This window comes from Ensifer sp. NPDC090286 (genome assembly GCF_044769565.1).
In the GTDB taxonomy this organism is placed as follows: Bacteria; Pseudomonadota; Alphaproteobacteria; order Rhizobiales; family Rhizobiaceae; genus Ensifer.
In genome coordinates, this window is record NZ_JBIVYF010000001.1 from 1952728 (window position 1) to 1969845 (window position 17118).

General features: G+C 63.0%; 18 protein-coding genes. 6 read left to right on the forward strand and 12 right to left on the reverse strand.

Features of this window, described 5'->3' with window-relative positions; all coding sequences use genetic code 11:
- Nucleotide 1: 1 nt before the first annotated feature.
- From ACIQUG_RS09875 to ACIQUG_RS09900, 6 genes are all read left to right on the forward strand, one after another.
- Complete coding sequence (locus ACIQUG_RS09875) at nucleotides 2–886, forward strand: ABC transporter permease (RefSeq protein ID WP_402320295.1); 885 nt, start codon at nucleotides 2–4, stop codon at nucleotides 884–886.
- Nucleotides 883–1752 carry an ABC transporter permease gene (locus tag ACIQUG_RS09880; protein ID WP_043620764.1) on the forward strand — a complete coding sequence of 290 codons (870 nt, stop codon included), beginning with the start codon at nucleotides 883–885 and terminating at the stop codon, nucleotides 1750–1752. Before ACIQUG_RS09875 ends, ACIQUG_RS09880 begins: the two co-directional genes overlap by 4 nt.
- Before the next feature lie 51 nt (nucleotides 1753–1803).
- On the forward strand, nucleotides 1804–2796 hold the full coding sequence (locus ACIQUG_RS09885; RefSeq protein ID WP_043620767.1) for an ABC transporter substrate-binding protein: 993 nt from the start codon (nucleotides 1804–1806) through the stop codon (nucleotides 2794–2796).
- A 525-nt stretch (nucleotides 2797–3321) separates the two neighbouring features.
- Complete coding sequence (locus tag ACIQUG_RS09890; protein ID WP_205238008.1) at nucleotides 3322–4509, forward strand: efflux RND transporter periplasmic adaptor subunit; 1188 nt, start codon at nucleotides 3322–3324, stop codon at nucleotides 4507–4509.
- 14 nt (nucleotides 4510–4523) lie between these two features.
- Nucleotides 4524–7838 (forward strand): efflux RND transporter permease subunit, encoded by a 3315-nt coding sequence (locus tag ACIQUG_RS09895; RefSeq protein WP_192447064.1) that lies wholly within the window; start codon nucleotides 4524–4526, stop codon nucleotides 7836–7838.
- A gap of 159 nt (nucleotides 7839–7997) precedes the next feature.
- On the forward strand, nucleotides 7998–8678 hold the full coding sequence (locus ACIQUG_RS09900; RefSeq protein WP_402320301.1) for a Crp/Fnr family transcriptional regulator: 681 nt from the start codon (nucleotides 7998–8000) through the stop codon (nucleotides 8676–8678).
- A 45-nt stretch (nucleotides 8679–8723) separates the two neighbouring features.
- On the opposite strand, the gene ureG is transcribed toward ACIQUG_RS09900, so the two are convergent.
- The 12 genes from ureG to ACIQUG_RS09960 form a co-directional block, all read right to left on the reverse strand.
- Nucleotides 8724–9335 carry an urease accessory protein UreG gene (ureG, locus tag ACIQUG_RS09905; RefSeq protein ID WP_402320304.1) on the reverse strand — a complete coding sequence of 204 codons (612 nt, stop codon included), beginning with the start codon at nucleotides 9333–9335 and terminating at the stop codon, nucleotides 8724–8726.
- A gap of 78 nt (nucleotides 9336–9413) precedes the next feature.
- Nucleotides 9414–10085, reverse strand: a complete 672-nt coding sequence (locus tag ACIQUG_RS09910; RefSeq protein WP_402320664.1) for an urease accessory protein UreF — start codon at nucleotides 10083–10085, stop codon at nucleotides 9414–9416.
- Nucleotides 10078–10551: an urease accessory protein UreE gene (gene ureE, locus ACIQUG_RS09915; protein ID WP_402320307.1), complete on the reverse strand. Its 474-nt coding sequence runs from the start codon at nucleotides 10549–10551 to the stop codon at nucleotides 10078–10080. Before ureE ends, ACIQUG_RS09910 begins: the two co-directional genes overlap by 8 nt.
- 2 nt (nucleotides 10552–10553) lie before the next feature.
- Nucleotides 10554–10850 (reverse strand): putative quinol monooxygenase, encoded by a 297-nt coding sequence (locus tag ACIQUG_RS09920; RefSeq protein ID WP_402320310.1) that lies wholly within the window; start codon nucleotides 10848–10850, stop codon nucleotides 10554–10556.
- 170 nt (nucleotides 10851–11020) lie between these two features.
- A complete protein-coding gene (locus ACIQUG_RS09925; RefSeq protein ID WP_402320313.1) occupies nucleotides 11021–11560 on the reverse strand; it encodes a peroxiredoxin in 540 nt (179 codons plus the stop codon).
- Between the two features lie 276 nt (nucleotides 11561–11836).
- Complete coding sequence (locus tag ACIQUG_RS09930; protein WP_402320316.1) at nucleotides 11837–12508, reverse strand: TIGR02117 family protein; 672 nt, start codon at nucleotides 12506–12508, stop codon at nucleotides 11837–11839.
- 18 nt (nucleotides 12509–12526) lie between these two features.
- Nucleotides 12527–14239 carry an urease subunit alpha gene (ureC, locus tag ACIQUG_RS09935; RefSeq protein WP_192447069.1) on the reverse strand — a complete coding sequence of 571 codons (1713 nt, stop codon included), beginning with the start codon at nucleotides 14237–14239 and terminating at the stop codon, nucleotides 12527–12529.
- A 3-nt stretch (nucleotides 14240–14242) separates the two neighbouring features.
- Complete coding sequence (locus tag ACIQUG_RS09940; RefSeq protein WP_402320667.1) at nucleotides 14243–14887, reverse strand: Urease operon accessory protein; 645 nt, start codon at nucleotides 14885–14887, stop codon at nucleotides 14243–14245.
- Nucleotides 14888–14891: 4 nt separating this feature from the next.
- Nucleotides 14892–15308, reverse strand: a complete 417-nt coding sequence (locus tag ACIQUG_RS09945) for a lysozyme inhibitor LprI family protein (RefSeq protein ID WP_402320670.1) — start codon at nucleotides 15306–15308, stop codon at nucleotides 14892–14894.
- Complete coding sequence (locus ACIQUG_RS09950) at nucleotides 15308–15613, reverse strand: urease subunit beta (protein ID WP_192447072.1); 306 nt, start codon at nucleotides 15611–15613, stop codon at nucleotides 15308–15310. Before ACIQUG_RS09950 ends, ACIQUG_RS09945 begins: the two co-directional genes overlap by 1 nt.
- A gap of 98 nt (nucleotides 15614–15711) precedes the next feature.
- Nucleotides 15712–16014: an urease subunit gamma gene (locus tag ACIQUG_RS09955; protein ID WP_043627336.1), complete on the reverse strand. Its 303-nt coding sequence runs from the start codon at nucleotides 16012–16014 to the stop codon at nucleotides 15712–15714.
- A gap of 123 nt (nucleotides 16015–16137) precedes the next feature.
- Nucleotides 16138–16971 carry an urease accessory protein UreD gene (locus tag ACIQUG_RS09960; RefSeq protein ID WP_402320321.1) on the reverse strand — a complete coding sequence of 278 codons (834 nt, stop codon included), beginning with the start codon at nucleotides 16969–16971 and terminating at the stop codon, nucleotides 16138–16140.
- Nucleotides 16972–17118: the final 147 nt, after the last annotated feature.

Genomic DNA, 17118 nt, shown 5'->3' on the forward strand with positions numbered 1-17118 from the left:
GATGCAGGAACCAAGTTTCATCAGGGACAAGTTGGTGCCGGTCGGCACCGTCGTCCTGCTGCTGATCGCCATCTGGTATGTCGCGGTCGTCTTCCTCAACGCGCCCTTCGAGCGTGATACGGCAGCCCGCGCCGGCACCGAGATCAGCTTTTCCGACATCGTGCGCAACACCATGGCGCAGGAACGTCCGGTCCTGCCGGCGCCGCACCAGGTGATCGCCGAAATCTGGGACACCACCTTCAACAAGGCGATCACCTCCAAGCGCAGCCTCGTCTACCACGCCTGGATCACGCTCTCGGCAACCCTGCTCGGCTTCGGCATCGGCGCCGCGCTCGGCATCCTGCTGGCGGTCGGCATCGTGCACAACCGCGCGATGGACCGCTCGCTGATGCCCTGGGTGATCGCCAGCCAGACGATCCCGATCCTCGCGATTGCGCCGATGATCATCGTTGTCTTGAACGCTATCGGCATTTCCGGGCTGTTGCCGAAGGCGCTGATCTCGACCTATCTCTCCTTCTTCCCTGTCGTCGTCGGCATGGTGAAGGGCCTGCGCAGCCCCGAGACGATCCAGCTCGACCTGATGCACACCTACAATGCCTCCTCGGCCCAGACCTTCTGGAAGCTGCGCTGGCCGTCGTCGATGCCCTATCTCTTCACTTCGTTGAAGGTCGCCGTCGCCATTTCGCTGGTCGGCGCCATCGTCGGCGAACTGCCGACCGGTGCTGTCGCCGGCCTCGGTGCCCGGCTGCTCGCCGGCTCCTACTATGGCCAGACGGTCCAGATCTGGGCGGCGCTGTTCATGGCGGCGGCTCTTGCCGCCGTTCTCGTCATGATCGTCGGCTTCGCCCATACCGCCGTCCTCAAGCGCATGGGAGCCAAGCCATGAACCTCCCCGTCCTTGCTGCTGCGATCATCTTCTGGCTCGCCGCCTGGGCCTTCAACGAATGGCTGGTGCGCCAGAAATTTGAAAGCGATATCGCCAACAGCGCCGCGCGCTTTGCCGTGCCCCTGCTTTTCGGCATCACCATCCTCGTCCTCTGGGAAGGCATCGTGCGCGGCTTCCAGGTCCCCTCCGTGCTTTTGCCGGCGCCCTCGATGATCTGGCAGAGGCTGATCAACTCGCTGCCGACGCTTGGCGCCGATTTCCGCCAGACCTTCCTGAAAGCGGTGCTGATCGGATATGCGCTCGGCTGCGGCCTCGGCTTTGCCGTCGCGATCCTGATCGACCGGTCGCCCTTCCTGCAGAAGGGCCTTCTGCCGCTCGGCAATTTCGTCTCGGCGCTTCCGGTGATCGGCGTCGCCCCGATCATGGTCATGTGGTTCGGCTTCGACTGGCAGTCGAAGGTTGCCGTCGTCGTCATCATGACCTTCTTCCCGATGCTGGTGAACACGGTTGCCGGCCTTGCCGCCGCCAGCCACATGGAACGCGACCTGATGCGCACCTACGCTGCCTCCTGGTGGCAGACGCTGGTCAAATTGCGCCTGCCGGCCGCCTGGCCGTTCATCTTCACCGCGCTCAAGATCAATTCGACGCTGGCGCTGATCGGCGCCATCGTCGCCGAGTTCTTCGGGACCCCCATCGTCGGCATGGGGTTCCGGATTTCCACGGAAGTGGGACGCATGAATGTCGACATGGTCTGGGCCGAGATCGCCGTTGCGGCGGTCGCCGGTTCCGCCTTCTACGGGGTGGTCGCACTCATCGAGCGCGCCGTCACCTTCTGGCATCCCTCCATCCGCGGAGGGCGCGCCTGAGCCTGCTTGAAGAACTTGAATAAAACGAAGTAAAAACAAGAGGGAACTGACATGAACAAAAGACTTGCATCGCTTCTCGCCGCAGGCGTCTTTTCGCTCGCAGCGTTCCAGGCTGAAGCTGCCGAAAAGGTGACGCTGCAGCTGAAGTGGGTGACCCAGGCGCAGTTTGCCGGCTACTACGTCGCCAAGGACAAGGGGTTCTACGAAGAAGAAGGCCTCGACGTCGACATCAAGCCCGGCGGCCCGGACATCGCACCGGCCCAGGTGATCGCCGGTGGCGGCGCCGACGTCATCGTCGACTGGATGCCGTCGGCCCTTGCGACCCGTGAAAAGGGCGTGGCCCTCGTCAACATCGCCCAGCCGTTCAAGAAGTCGGGCATGATGCTGACCTGCCTGAAGGAAACCGGTGTCACCAGCCCCGACAAGTTCAAGGGCCAGACGCTGGGTGTCTGGTTCTTCGGCAACGAGTATCCGTTCCTCTCCTGGATGTCGCACCTGAAGATCCCGACTGACGGCGGGCCGAATGGCGTCACCGTGCTGAAGCAGGGCTTCAACGTCGACCCGCTGATCCAGAAGCAGGCTGCCTGCATCTCGACCATGACCTACAACGAGTACTGGCAGGTCATCGACGCCGGCATCAAGCCGGACGACCTGGTGACCTTCAAGTATGAAGACCAGGGCGTGGCGACGCTCGAAGACGGCCTTTACGTGCTTGAGGACAAGCTCAAGGATCCGGCTTTCAAGGACAAGATGGTCAAGTTCGTCCGTGCCTCGATGAAGGGCTGGAAGTACGCCGAGCAGAACCCGGACGAGGCCGCCGATATCGTTCTTGAGAACGACTCCACCGGCGCCCAGACGGAGAAGCACCAGAAGCGCATGATGAGCGAAGTGGCGAAGCTCACCGCCGGTTCCAACGGTTCGCTCGACGAGGCAGACTACAAGCGCACCGTCCAGTCGCTGCTTTCGGGCGGTTCCGATCCCGTGATTTCCAAGGAGCCTGAGGGCGCCTGGACCCACGAGATCACCGACGCCGCGCTGAAATAGGACCTGTTTCCACAAAGCAAAAGAGGGTCGCACGGCTCAGTATCGTGCGGCCCTCTTCCGTTTTCTTAGCGGTCGTTCGCATCCGCCAAGCTGCTGCCGGGTACCGGGCGTGGGGGTGGTAACGCGGCAAGCAACGGCGCTACCTTTGCTTGCCACTGTCAAGATCGTGTCAAGATCGCAACCATAACCGCAGAACGAACTGAATATTGAGGCACCATCGCTTCGAGCACTCTTGTAAGCGTGCAAGGCCGAGATTACATAGGCGACGATGTTTGTTGGAGGCAGGCATGATGGAGGACGTCTTTTTTCCAGTGCCATGCCTGCGGTAACCGGTCCCAGTTCCGCCCGCGTCTACGGTCTGATACCGTGCACGCGGAGCGCGAAGTGAGGAGAAGCGCAGTCCTCTGTCCCCGTGCAATCGACGGGGCGCGATGTCGGCGCGATAAAATCGCCTGATTGCCCGTGGATCCTGCCTCGAGCGGTGATCCGCTCGATGTTGTTTCCATTGCCGGGACTGTTAAGCCGATGGCTCAAAAAGTATTGCCTGTTCTCAGCGTGTGCGCTGCGATGACACTTGGTTCGCTTTCCTTCGCCCGGGCGGAGGAAGCAGCACAACCAAAACCAGCGCCGAGCCTGCCCTCCATCGTCGTGACGACGGCGGTCGACCAGTCGATCAGCGACCGGGTGGTTGCGACCGGCACCATCCAGGCTGTCGAGCAGGTCTACGTCGCCCCGATGGTCGACGGCCTCTCCATCCGCACGCTCAATGTCGATGTCGGCGACACGGTCGAAGCCGGCAGCGTTCTCGTGGTCTTGAACGACGACGCGCTTCGCCTGCAAAAAAGCGAACTCGAAGCCTCGCTTGCCAAGGCCGAGGCCGGGCTTGCCCAGTTGAACGCCCAGCTCAGCGAAACCAAGGCCAACAACGACGAGGCCAAGCGCGTCAGCGAACGCGCCGCCGAACTCTCCAAGAACGGCACCGTCTCGACGGCCGAGGCCGATCGCGTCCGCGCACTCGCGATCGCGACGCATGCCCGTGTGCTTTCGGCCGAGCAGGCCGTGGCCGTGGCCAGTGCCGACATCAAGGTCGCCGAAGCGCAGATCGACGACATCGATCTGCGCCTCGCGCGGACCGAGGTCAAGGCGCCGGTCGCCGGTGTCATTTCGGCCAAGAATGCCAAGGTCGGCGCGATCGCCACCGGCAACAGCGAGCCGCTCTTCGCCATGATCCGCGATGGCGCTATCGAGATGAAGGCCGATGTCGCCGAAGCCGATATCATCAAGCTCGCCGTCGGTCAGCCGGCCGTCGTGACGCTCGCCGGCGGCAACACCAAGGTCGAGGGCAAGATCCGCCTGATTGCACCAACGGTCGATCCGGTTAGTCGCCTCGGCACCGTTTTCATCAGCCTGGTGGATACCGAGAAGGCACGCTCCGGCATGTATGCGAGCGCGCTGATCACCGCCGAGCAGAAGCAGGCGGTCGTCTTGCCGCAAACGGCCGTTACCAATGAGAACGGCCGCACGATCGTCCGGAAGGTGGAAGACGGTGTGATCCGCATCCTGCCGGTCAAGACAGGGATTTCCGACGGCAAGTTCATCGAAGTCGTCGACGGCGTGAAGGCCGGAGACGATGTCGTGGCGAGAGCCGGCGCCTATGTCCGTGACGGCGACCGCATCAACCCCGTCAAGTCCGCCGAACCAGCGACCAACTGACAGGAACAGTGACCATGAACTTCTCAGCCTGGTCCATACGCAATCCGATCGCACCGATCCTTGCCTTTTTCGTGCTGATGGTGCTCGGCTATCAGTCGTTCAATAGTCTGCCTATCACCCGCTTCCCCAACATCGACGTGCCGATCGTCTCGATCAGCGTGGCCCAGAGCGGTGCCTCGCCTGCCGAGCTTGAAACGCAGGTCACCAAGGAGATCGAGGACGCGGTCGCCAGCGTCACCGGTGTCGACCACATCCAGTCGACGATCAACGACGGCACATCGACGACCGCCGTGATCTTCCGCATGGAAGTGCCGACAACCCAGGCTGTGCAGGACGTGAAGGATGCGATCGACCGCATCCGCAGCGACCTGCCGACCTCGATCGAAGAGCCGATCGTCTCCAAGGTCGATGTCGAAGGCCAGGCGATCCAGACCTTCTCCGTCTCGGCGCCCGGCATGTCGCTGGAAGAGCTTTCCTGGTTCGTCGATGACGTCATCAAGCGCGAAATCCAGGGCAAGAGCGGCATCGGCCGCGTCGACCGCTACGGCGGCGCCGACCGGGAAGTGCGTGTCGAACTCAACGAAGACAAGCTGAATTCGCTCGGCATCACCGCCGCCGACGTCAATGGCCAGCTGCGCCGCATGAACATGGACCTCGGCTCCGGCCGCGGCCAGGTGGGCGGCAGCGAGCAGGCGATCCGCACGCTCGGCGACGCCCGCAATGTCGACCAACTCGCCAACACGATGATCTCGGTCCCGAGCGGCCGTTTCGTGCGCCTGTCCGATCTCGGCACGGTCACGGACACCTATGAGGAGCCACGCTCCTTCTCGCGCTTCAACGGCACCCCCGGCGTGACCTTCGCAGTTTTCCGCGCCAAGGGCGCCTCGGAAGTCAGCGTCGCCGAGACGGTCGCCAAATCGCTCGAGAAGATCCGCGCGTCGAACCCGGATGTCACCATCGAAATGGTCGACGATTCCGTCTACTTCACCTACGGCAACTACGAAGCGGCGCTGCACACGCTGATGGAAGGTGCGCTGCTCGCCGTCATCGTCGTCATGCTGTTCCTGCGCAACTGGCGCGCCACGCTGATCTGCGCCGTAGCCCTGCCGTTGTCGGCCGTTCCAACCTTCTGGGTCATGGAACTGCTCGGCTTCTCGCTCAATCTTGTCAGCTTCCTCGCACTGACACTTGCAACCGGCATCCTTGTCGACGACGCCATCGTCGAGATCGAGAATATCGAGCGGCATATCCATATGGGCAAGTCGCCCTACCGGGCGGCGATCGAAGCGGCGGATGAAATCGGCCTCGCGGTGATCGCAACCACGTTCACGATCATCGCGGTTTTCATCCCGGTGTCGTTCATGCCGGGGATTGTTGGCCAGTACTTCATCCAGTTTGGCCTAACCGTCGCCGTCTCGGTCTTCTTCTCGCTGCTCGTTGCACGCCTGATTACGCCGGTCATGGCCGCCTATATGATGCGTCCGTCCAAACTTGACGGGCATCATGCCGAAGACGGCACCCTGATGCGCGGCTACACGCGTCTGGTTCATGCGACGACGAAACGCTGGTACATGCGCTACCTGACGGTGCTCATCGCGATCGGGGTGACCGTGGCCTCCGTGGCCGCCTTGTTCATGTTCGTGCCCGGCGGGTTCCTGCCTCCGGACGACACGTCGCGTGTCAGCCTGTCGGTCGAACTGGCGCCCGACGCTATGCTGGAAGACACCGACCGGACGACCGCGCAGATCTACGAAAGGGTCAAGGACCTGGACGGCGTCGAAAGCGTGTTCGTGCTTGGCGGCGCCTCGCCGAAGGGCGACCTGGAACTGCGCCGGGCGACCGTCACGGTACTGCTCGAAAAGCGCGACCACTCGCTCCTCAACAAGGTGGTCAACGACGTCTTCGGCAAACTGCCGGTCGTCGGCCAGTACCTGCCGAAGTTGCCGCCATCGGGCCGCATCATTCCGCAGTCGCAGATCGAGAAGGAAATCTTTGCCCGCGTTCGCGATTTGCCGGATGTCCGGGTGATCAAGCTCAACGACCGCGGCGAGCGGGAACTGTCGTTCAATCTGCTCTCCAACAACGAGGCCGATCTCGACAAAGCCGTCGGCATTCTGGAAGGAAAGCTGCGCAGCGATCCGTTGCTGGCCAATGTCAGCCCGGACGGCGCCCTCCCGCGTCCCGAGTTGCAGATCCGTCCGCGCGACGAGCAGATGTCGCGCCTCGGCATCACCACCGCGCAGATCTCGGAAGTCATCCGTGTCGCCACCATCGGCGATATCGACGCTGCATTGACGAAGATCGCCCTTGACGGTCGGCTGATCCCGATCCGCGTGCAGATCAACCGCGACTTCCGCACGGATATCGCCGCGATCCGCAATCTGAAGATCCAGACCGCTTCGGGGTTGACGGTACCGTTGTCGAGCGTCGCCGACATCAACTATTCCGAAGGACCGAGCTCGATCAAGCGCTACGACCGCAACCGCGTCGTGGCGCTCGGCGCGGATCTTCCAATCGGCGTGGCGCTCAATACCGCCTCGGCGCGCTTCCTGCAGATTGCCGACGAAGCCAAGATGCCGTCCACGGTTCAACTGCTGAAGAGCGGTGACGCAGAGGTCGAAGAGGAAATGCAGCAAAGCTTCGTCAATGCGATGCTGCTCGGCCTGATGCTGGTGCTGGTGGTGCTGATCCTCCTGTTCAAGGACGTGATCCAGCCGTTCACCATCCTGTTCTCGCTGCCGCTTGCAATGGGCGGTGTCGCAGCCGGCTTGATCCTGACCCAGAACTCGCTGTCGATGCCGGTGCTGATCGGCATCCTGATGTTGATGGGCATCGTCACCAAGAACGCCATCCTGCTCGTCGACTTCGGCATCGAGATGATGCATCACGGCATGGACCGGACGCAGGCGATGATCGAAGCGGGCCGCAAGCGCGCCCGCCCGATTATCATGACATCGATCGCCATGTCGGCGGGGATGCTGCCCTCCGCGCTTGGCGTCGGCGAAGGCGGCTCGTTCCGCGCCCCGATGGCGATCGCCGTGATCGGCGGCATCATCGTCTCGACGGTTCTCAGCCTCGTCGTGGTACCATCGTTCTTCCTGATCATGGACGACCTGTCGCGCCTGCTCGCCTGGGCTTTCGGACGCTTCGTCGGCAAGAAGGACGAGGAAAACCTGCCCCTCGACCGCGAAGCCCTCACGGGCCTCGTGCACGAACAAGGCAAGACGATCGAGGGCCTGGAAGACCGGCTGAAGACGCTGGAAACGGACCAGACCAAGGCACGGTCCGGCGGCAAGGTCATCAATCATCCGGCGCTCGCAGCCGAGTAAATCGTCACCGGCGTGGCCCTCCACCCTGGGCTGCCACAATTCCAAAGCAAGCCCGCGCCCTGCAAGCGCGGGCTTTTTGTTGTTTCTATTTGATCGAGGTCAAACCACGATCCGCAAAGCCCTCTACCCTAGCGCTGGATTTTACTCAGGACGGGTACGATGAAGACGTTGCGATTGAACTCGAACGACAGGGCGGTGCTGCTCGGCTCCTGCTTTTTCGAAAAGCTGCCGGCGGCGGCCTCGAGCGCCATTCTCGATGATGTCGTGGTTTCCACCCACGAGGAGCACGACATCCTGTTTGGCCAGGGCGAGGCGCTGGACCAAGTCTTCTTCGTCCTCTCCGGTCTGGTGCGCCTTTACCGGCTGGGCAAGGACGGGCGCGAGGCGGATATCGCCGTCTTCCCGAAAGGCGAGCTTTTCGGTGAAAGCGCGATGTTCCTCGGCAACCGCGCCACCGCCAACGCCCAGGCGATCGAGACGACGATGCTTGCGCGGATCGACAGCCGCAGGCTTCGCAGGCTGGCCGAACAGTCACCCGAGATCGCCGACGCGCTGATGCAGCTTCTGTGCCGACACGCGCAAATGGCCGAGGATTGCCTGGCCGAAGACCGGCTGCTGACGGCGCCGCAGCGGGTCGCAAGCTACATTCTCGGCAATTGCCCCGACGGCATCACCAACTTTTCCTTCCGCCTGCCCTTCCAGAAGAATGTGCTGGCGGGCAAGCTGGGCCTGGCGCCCGAGGCACTCTCGCGCGCTTTCTCGGCCCTTCGCCGCTCCGGCGTCACCGTCAAGGGCCGCGTCATCGAGATCCACGACCGGCAGGCGCTGGAGCGCTTCTGACGCACTGACAAGCTCAGGCGCCAGAAGCAACAAAAGCGCACGGCGTCAAAGCCCGCCGTGCAGCGTCAGGAAATCGACGATCCGGTTGATGCCGTCGCCGCGCTTCATGTCGGTAAAGACGAAGGGCTTTTCCGCCCGCATGCGCGTCGCGTCCCGCTGCATCACGTCGAGATCGGCGCCGACATAAGGGGCGAGATCCTTCTTGTTGATGACCAGAAGGTCCGATTTGGTGATCCCCGGCCCGCCCTTGCGCGGGATTTCCTCGCCCTGGCAGACCGAAATGACATAGATCGTCAGGTCGGCGAGATCGGGCGAAAAGGTCGCCGCGAGATTGTCACCGCCGGATTCGATGAAGACGATATCGAGGTCGGGAATGCGGCGGTTGAGATCGGCAATCGCCTGCAGATTGATCGTGGCGTCCTCGCGGATCGCCGTGTGCGGGCACCCACCGGTCTCCACCCCGACGATGCGATCGGACGGCAACGCCTGCATGCGCACCAGCGCCTCGGCATCTTCCTTGGTGTAGATGTCGTTAGTGACGACGGCGACGGAGTACTTCTCCCGCATCGCCTTGCAGAGCTTGTCGGTCAGCGCCGTCTTGCCCGAGCCCACCGGCCCGCCGATGCCGACGCGAAGGGGACCGTTCTTCGATGCCATCTGGATGTCCTTTCAAGGTGGAAGCAATTCCGGGAAAGCGTGAGGCAGTTTCCGTCCGAAATCGCGCAGTTCTATGGGTTACGAACGGAAGAGCCGCGAATGCAGGCTCTCGTGTCTCAGCGCCGAAATATCCGCTGTTATCGTGGCCGAGCCGAGATCCTCCAGCGTGGCACCGGCCGCCTTGACGGCTGTCGTGGCGATGACCGCTTCAAGAGCTGCGATGACGCCGACACCGTCGCGCTGGCCGGTCACGCCGCAGCGGATCGCTACGGACACGGCGTTCGAGACAGAGGCGTTGAGATAGGCGGCGAGCGCCGGCTCGAGGCCCGTTTCATGGGCCCCGGCAACGGCACCGACGGCGACCGGATAGGCGACACTCTCTGGCAGCGCATCGAGAACCGGATGTGGCCACGACCGCGCGGCTGCGACGAACGCCTGACCCTGCAGCATCGTTTCCATATGGCGCTCGCGGCTCCCCGCCAGGGCTTCGGCAAGCTCTGCCGCCGCAGCCAGACGGGCATGGTCGTTCACGGCGCGATAGCTCTCGGCCAGAAGCAGCGCGTCGTTCCAGCCGGAGCCCTGAGAGACGACGGTCTCAAGCCAGGTACGAAGCGCGCCGGCGTCGGTCACCAGACGGTCGTAAACCGCCTGCTCGAGCCCGCTGGAATAGGAAAAGGCGCCGACCGGAAAGGCCGGCGACATCCATGTCACGAGGCGAAGCAGCCCTTGCGTGTCGATCCGCTCAGCCATGGTGGTGGTGGCTATGGCCATGGTTGTGGCCGCCGGCATGGTAGGCGCCGCGCAGCGGATGGAAAGGCAACGAAACGTCGCTCACCGCCGCGCCCAGGCCTTCGAGCATCTGGCGGATCACCGGATCGCGGGCAATCAGGATTCGGTTTTCTTCGAACTGCGCCGGCAGGTGGCGATTGCCGAGATGCCAGGCAAGCTCGATCAGATGCATCGCGTCGCGTGTGCGAATTTCATAGAGCGCTTCCGGTGCCGCGACGATACGGATATGGCCGCCCCCCTCGAGCACCAGGAGGTCGCCATCGGCAAGCATCACCGCTTCCTTGAGATCCAGCATCACCACATCGTCGTTTTCGAGATGCAGCAATTTGCGGCGCAGATGCCGCGCGTCATGCGTCAATGTCACGCTGTGAAGCGGCGCAATTTCGGCAGGGCCGGGCGAGAGAACCTCTGTCGAACGATAGGGCATCGTCAGAGAACCTCGACCTTTTCCGGCGTCACCAGCTCGATGCGCGCCTCGACCAGCAGGTCGGCCATCGCCGCCTGGAAGGCTTTCAGATGCGGCTCCTCGAAATGCGCGTCGACGGCGGCCTTGTCCTTCCAGGTCTCGACAAACACCAGCACATCGGGTTCGGCCGGCTTGCGGTAGAGATCATAGGTGATGCAGCCGACTTCGCGCCGCGTGGCCTCGATCAGCGGTGCTGCAAGCGACACCACCTCATCCCCCTTGCCCGGGTGTGCGGTCAGGTAGGCGATAATGTAAACCATTGAACCCTCGATATCTTTTCTGTCGGCTACTTTAGCAAGAAAAAGCACTGGCGCCAGCGGCGAGCACGGCTTTTCAGGCGCCTTCGGCGACTGGGACCGCGCAAGAAAAAGCCCGAAGACCGGATCCGATCTTCGGGCTTTTTCCAATCAGGAACGGTAGACCGCTACCATCAAGCGGCGAGCTTCTGGGACTTCAGCGTCTCCAGAATGTTCTGCGGCGAGGAAACACCATAGGGGTCGCTGTCGCAGTTGTCGGAATAGCCTTCTTCCTCGAACCACTGCTCGACAACGCCGTTGTTGACGACGGCAGCGTAGCGCCAGGAGCGCATGCCGAAGCCGAGGTTGTCCTTGGCAACGAGCATGCCCATCTTGCGGGTGAACTCACCCGAACCGTCCGGGATCAGCTTGACGTTTTCGAGGCTCTGGGACTTGCCCCAGGCGTTCATGACGAAAGCATCGTTGACCGAGATGCAGTAGATTTCGTCGACGCCTTCGGCGCGGAAATCGGCCGTCAGCTTTTCGAAATCGGGCAGCTGGAAGGTCGAGCAGGTCGGCGTGAACGCGCCCGGCAGCGAGAACAGCACGACGCGCTTGCCTGCGAAGTAATCGTCGGAGGACATGTCCTCCCAGCGGAACGGGTTCGAGCCGCCAACGGCCTCGTCGCGAACGCGGGTGCGGAACGTTACAGCGGGTACTTTTCTGCCAAGCATCGTCATCTCCTTTGGACCACGATGATCTGGGTCAGCTCGACCAAAATCATGAACGTGATCGTCTCTTGTAAGTTAGAGCGGGATACATGCGGGAAACCGCAAACCGCTCTGGCGCAGCTCTCGGTCGGCAGGTCTTGGGAGGATTGCTGGCAACCGAGAAAGGTCAGCCGTCTTCCTATCGGATCTTGCGCTGCGGCGCAGCACGAAAGGCCCCAATTCACATGCAAGCATGGCAGCCATGCGGTGGCCGCATGGCTCCAATCGGCCCGTCATTGCTCAGTTATGGAGCCGCAGCGACAACCCAAGACTTGGCGGAACCGGGTTCCACAGGCCCGTCCTCAAGCCGGCCTCTCGCAACGCCCGCGCCGTCCATGTGTTGCAGCCGAAGAGCGCGTTGAAGCTGCCGCCAGCCTCGAAAAAGCGGTCGTTGCCATTGTAGGAAAAGCCGTCGACCGGAACGACGGCTCCGGCCTCGCGGGTGAAGCTCTCAGCCACAAAGTCGAGCAGCCGATCGTATCCCGCTTCGTTCAGCTCGAAGCCGGCGACAGCCGCCTGCGGCTCTACGATCCGGCCGGCGATATCCACATGCATGACCGAGCGGTCGAGCGTCAGCGCCTTGAACACCGGCCCGGCCTTCAGCTCCGACCAGGTCGGCGTTTCCAGATAGAAGGAGCGCCCGCCCCAACCGAAGATCAGCCATTCGGCCTGCGGATGCGCAAGCGGTACGCCGGCCGCCTCGACAAACGCGAACCGCGCCCGGGTTTCCTCCGTCAGGGGTATGGCGATGTCCGTGTGGATCGGGCCGGAAAGCAGAAGGATGCGCGTGCCCCCGGTTCCGGTCGCAGAGGCGGAAACCGGAAGGAGCGGCCGCGGCAGCAGGGTACCTGCGACGACGGCAAGCACCGCCGCCAGCAGGCCGAAGAAAGCCCATTTCAGACCACGCTTCATTCCCTGTCCCTGCCTGCTCTAGAACAGGAAGTAGCGCTGTGCCATCGGCACGACCGTCGCCGGCTCGCAGGTCAGAAGTTCGCCGTCGGCGCGCACCTCGTAGGTCTCCGGGTCCACCTCGATATGTGGCAGCAGGTTGTTGTGGATCATCGACGCTTTGCCGATGCCGCCACGGGTATTGCGGACAGCCACGAGCTGCTTGGCAACGCCGAGCTTGGCGGCAAGGCCGGCATCGAGCGAGGCCTGCGACACGAAGGTGACGGAGGAGCTGGTGCGGTTCTTGCCATAGGCGGCAAACATCGGCCGGTAGTGCACCGGCTGCGGCGTCGGAATGGAGGCGTTCGGATCGCCCATCGGCGCCATCGCGATCGAGCCGCCCAGCAGCACGAAGTCGGGCTTCACGCCGAAGAAGGCCGGGTTCCAGAGGACGAGATCGGCCCGCTTGCCGACCTCGATCGAGCCGATCTCATGGCTGAGGCCGTGGGCGATCGCCGGATTGATCGTGTATTTGGCGATGTAGCGCTTCACCCGGAAATTGTCGTTGTCGCCGGTTTCCTGCGGCAGCGGCCCGCGCTGGCGCTTCATCTTGTCGGCGGTCTGCCAGGTGCGGATCGCCACCTCGCCGACGCGGCCCATCGCCTGGCTGTCGGAGGAGATGATCGAGAAGGCGCCGATGTCGTGCAGGATGTCCTCGGCCGCGATCGTTTCCTTGCGGATGCGGCTCTCGGCAAAGGCGATGTCCTCGGGGATCGACGGCGACAGGTGGTGGCAGACCATCAGCATGTCCAGATGCTCGGCGAGCGTATTCTTGGTGTAGGGCCGCGTCGGGTTGGTCGAGGACGGGATGACGTTCGGCTGGCCGCAGATCTTGATGATATCGGGCGCGTGGCCGCCACCCGCCCCTTCCGTGTGAAAGGCGTGGATGGTGCGGCCCTTGATCGCCGCGATCGTATCCTCGACGAAGCCGCTCTCGTTCAGCGTGTCCGTGTGGATCATCACCTGAACGTCGTATTCGTCGGCAACGCCGAGGCAGCAATCGATCGCCGCCGGCGTCGAGCCCCAGTCCTCATGCAGCTTCAGCGAGGTGGCGCCGGCCAGCACCATTTCCACCAGCGCGCCCGGCCGCGACGCGTTGCCCTTGCCGGCAAAGGCGATGTTCATCGGGAAGCCGTCGGCCGCCTCGATCATGCGGGCGAGATGCCAGGGACCGGAGGTGCAGGTGGTCGCAAGCGTGCCGTGCCCCGGCCCGGCGCCGCCGCCGAGCATGGTGGTCAGCCCGCTCACCAGCGCTTCTTCGATCTGCTGCGGGCAGATGTAGTGGATGTGGCTGTCCATGCCGCCGGCGGTGATGATCTTGCCTTCGCCCGCAATGACCTCCGTGCCGGGACCGACGATGACGGTGACGCCCGGTTGCGTGTCCGGGTTGCCGGCCTTGCCGATGCCGGCGATGCGTCCGTCCTTGAGGCCGATATCCGCCTTGACGATGCCCCAGTGGTCGACGATCAGCGCATTGGTGATGACAGTGTCGACGGCACCCTCGGCGCGCGTCATCTGGCTCTGCCCCATGCCGTCGCGAATGACCTTGCCGCCGCCGAACTTCACCTCCTCGCCATAGGTGGTGAAATCCTTCTCCACCTCGACGAAAAGTTCGGTATCGGCGAGCCGCACCTTGTCGCCGACCGTCGGGCCGAACATGTTGGCATAGGCCGCGCGCGACATCTTGTAGGGCATGGTTCAGGCTCCTTGGGACGAAGAAGAAATGGGATGGGGGCGGCGAAGACGGCCGCCGGCCGCAAGCGCGTCGACATGGCGGCGCTCGGCGGCGAAGGGATGCCATTCCCAGCCGACATGACCGAAGCCGGCAAGAACGACATCGTCGTCGGGCGTCGCAAGATGCGCGAGAATATCGGCAATCACGATCATCCCGCTCGACGGAACGACGTAAGGGTCTGGCGAAAAGCCGGCGAGATCCTGCTCCACCTGCTCGTGCACGTCGACCGGAACGACGCGAAAGCCGCGGTTGGTCGAGCGGGCGAAGCTCTCGAAACCGACTGTGTAATCGTCGCAGAAATCGTCGAGGTCCGGATGCGTTTCCGCAAGCCCGGCGCGCATCGCGGCAAACTTGGCGCCGGAGCGAACGCACCAGATCTCCCGCGCCTGGCGCACCGCGGCGTTCGTCTTCCAGCGGCCACCGCCGAGCATGGAAATCCCAGGACGCCCGGTGTTGCAGACGGCGACGATATCGGTTTTTTGGCCACCATATCCAACCGACCGGCAGTCGTTGAAACGCACGACGATATCGGCGCCGTCAATCATCGCGCCAAACCCCTCGGGCACGTCGCCATTACCTACGATCATGATGGTGCGGCCGCGGCTCAAAGGTCTAGTTCCCCTCTGGCGCGGCAATGGCGTTGAGTTCTTTCGTACGGGCTTTCGTCAGTTCGGCCAGGCACCCAGAAACAAGCATCGGCTCCATCGAACCGCCCCGCGCTTCGAAACCGGCAAGTTCGCATTGTCCGTCCCGATAGCCGATCCAGGCGCGTTGCGACTTCTTGAGTGCCTGCTCCGCGCCGACATAGGCTGCATCGATGTCAGCCAGTTCCTGGTCCTGTGCCTGCGTCGCCGCCAACGCCTGTTTGTAGGTCTTGTTCAGCTCCGCATCGGCTGCCTCGTAGTCTTCGTTGGCGCAGATATTCATGTCCGACTGCGTCACCGCATTCTGGCAATCGACCTCTTCCTCCTGCGCGAAAGCGGATGCCAACGGTAGGGCAAAGGCGACGGCGACCACAGCATAACGCATCATAGCTTACCCATCACCTGCTGGCGGAAGCCATAGACCTCGCGCTTGCCGGAAAGCGGTATCAGCGTCACCTGGCGCGTCTGGCCCGGCTCGAACCGCACGGCCGTGCCGGCGGGAATGTCGAGCCGACGGCCGTAGGCGGCCTTGCGGTCGAACTGCAGTCCCGCATTGGTTTCGGCGAAATGATAGTGGCTGCCGACCTGGATCGGGCGGTCGCCGGTATTGGCGACTTCGATCGTCGTCGTATCGAGGCCGACATTGAGCTCGATCTCTCCGGCCGCCGCGATGATTTCTCCTGGGATCATGGTCTTCTCCTCAAGCCGCCCTCGGCCGGCCGCATACTTTTATCCCGCATTCAGGCTTCAGGCGCCCTGCGCCCGCAAGCCAGGCACGCGCCCTGCGCCTAGCGGATCGGCTCGTGCACGGTAACGAGCTTGGTTCCGTCCGGAAACGTCGCCTCGATCTGGATGTCATGGATCATCTCAGCGATGCCCTCCATCACCTGCTCGCGCGTCAGCACCTGCGCACCCGCCTCCATCAGTTCGGCGACCGAGCGCCCGTCGCGCGCGCCCTCGACGACGAAATCGGTGATCAGCGCGATCGCCTCCGGATGGTTGAGTTTCACGCCGCGCTCCAGGCGCCTGCGGGCAACCATGGCCGCCATCGAAATCAGCAGTTTGTCTTTCTCGCGCGGGGTAAGATTCATGCGTCGCCACCGGTTGTTCGTGAAGCAATTCCCTGGGAAATCTGCGAAGCGGTCTTCCGCCAGGAATTACAAAGTTTCAATGCGTTAGATCGTTTCACTGTTTCAAATAAAATGTGAAACGCGCTAGAGTACCCAGACTTTCGGCACAGTCTTCTGCTTGCGCAAGTGCGAAATAACCGGGATGAGGATTTTTCTGAGCGCGAAGCCATCCGGCGCCACGAAACGGGCAACCAGCTTGTCGCGGCCATGGACCTGAAAATGGCTGATGCCGACGCCCGCTGCGCCATCGACGAGCGACCGAAGACGCGGCAGCTGGAGCTCGCAGTCCGGACCGACATAGAGCAGCGTGGCAAAGGCGGCCGCGCCATCGAGCACCGCCTTGCGCTGGGCGAGACTGGCGACTTCTCCTGATAGGGCGAGATTGTCCGCATGCAGCAGTTTGCCGTCGCTACGGATACGCCAGCGATCGCGGAAGAGCCCGGTTTCAACTGCCTCGCCCATTGCCTTGCGGCCGAGCAGCACCGCTTCGACCGCGAGAAACGTCGAGTCCGAGGCAAGTTCCACCTCCAGCGAGCGCGAGAGCGAGGCCCGGTCGAAGAGGATCGTCTCCTGCGGCAGCCAGTCGACGCGCGCGTCGGCGGCAACCTCGATGCGGGTCGCCACTTCGACGGTATCGGCGCCCGCCTTGTAGATCTTCTCGCAGGCCTGCGTCGTCACCGTCACCTCGGTTTCCACCCCTGCCGCGACCTCCCAGATCATCCGGTCGCCGCCGGTAAGCCCGCCGGAAGAGTTGATGAGCACCACCTCCATCGAGTTGTCGAAGGTCTTCGGCAGGCGAATCTTGGCGCAGCCTTCCTGGTAGAGTTCGGCAATGCGGCTGTGGCCGAGCACCGCCTTGGCGACGAGCCGTCCCTTGCCCCAGGCCCGCTGCGGGGCGATGCGTGCTGCCTTGTCCATGTCAGACCGCTAAGCGGCGTCCTTCATTCCAGGCGCAGTGCCCATTGAGCCCACCGCCTTATCTCGGCGCTATCGTCCGCATCGCGGCACGACAAGTCAAGTTATTGTTTTGCAAAGAAAATCGTCAACATGCTGCATTTCCATGCA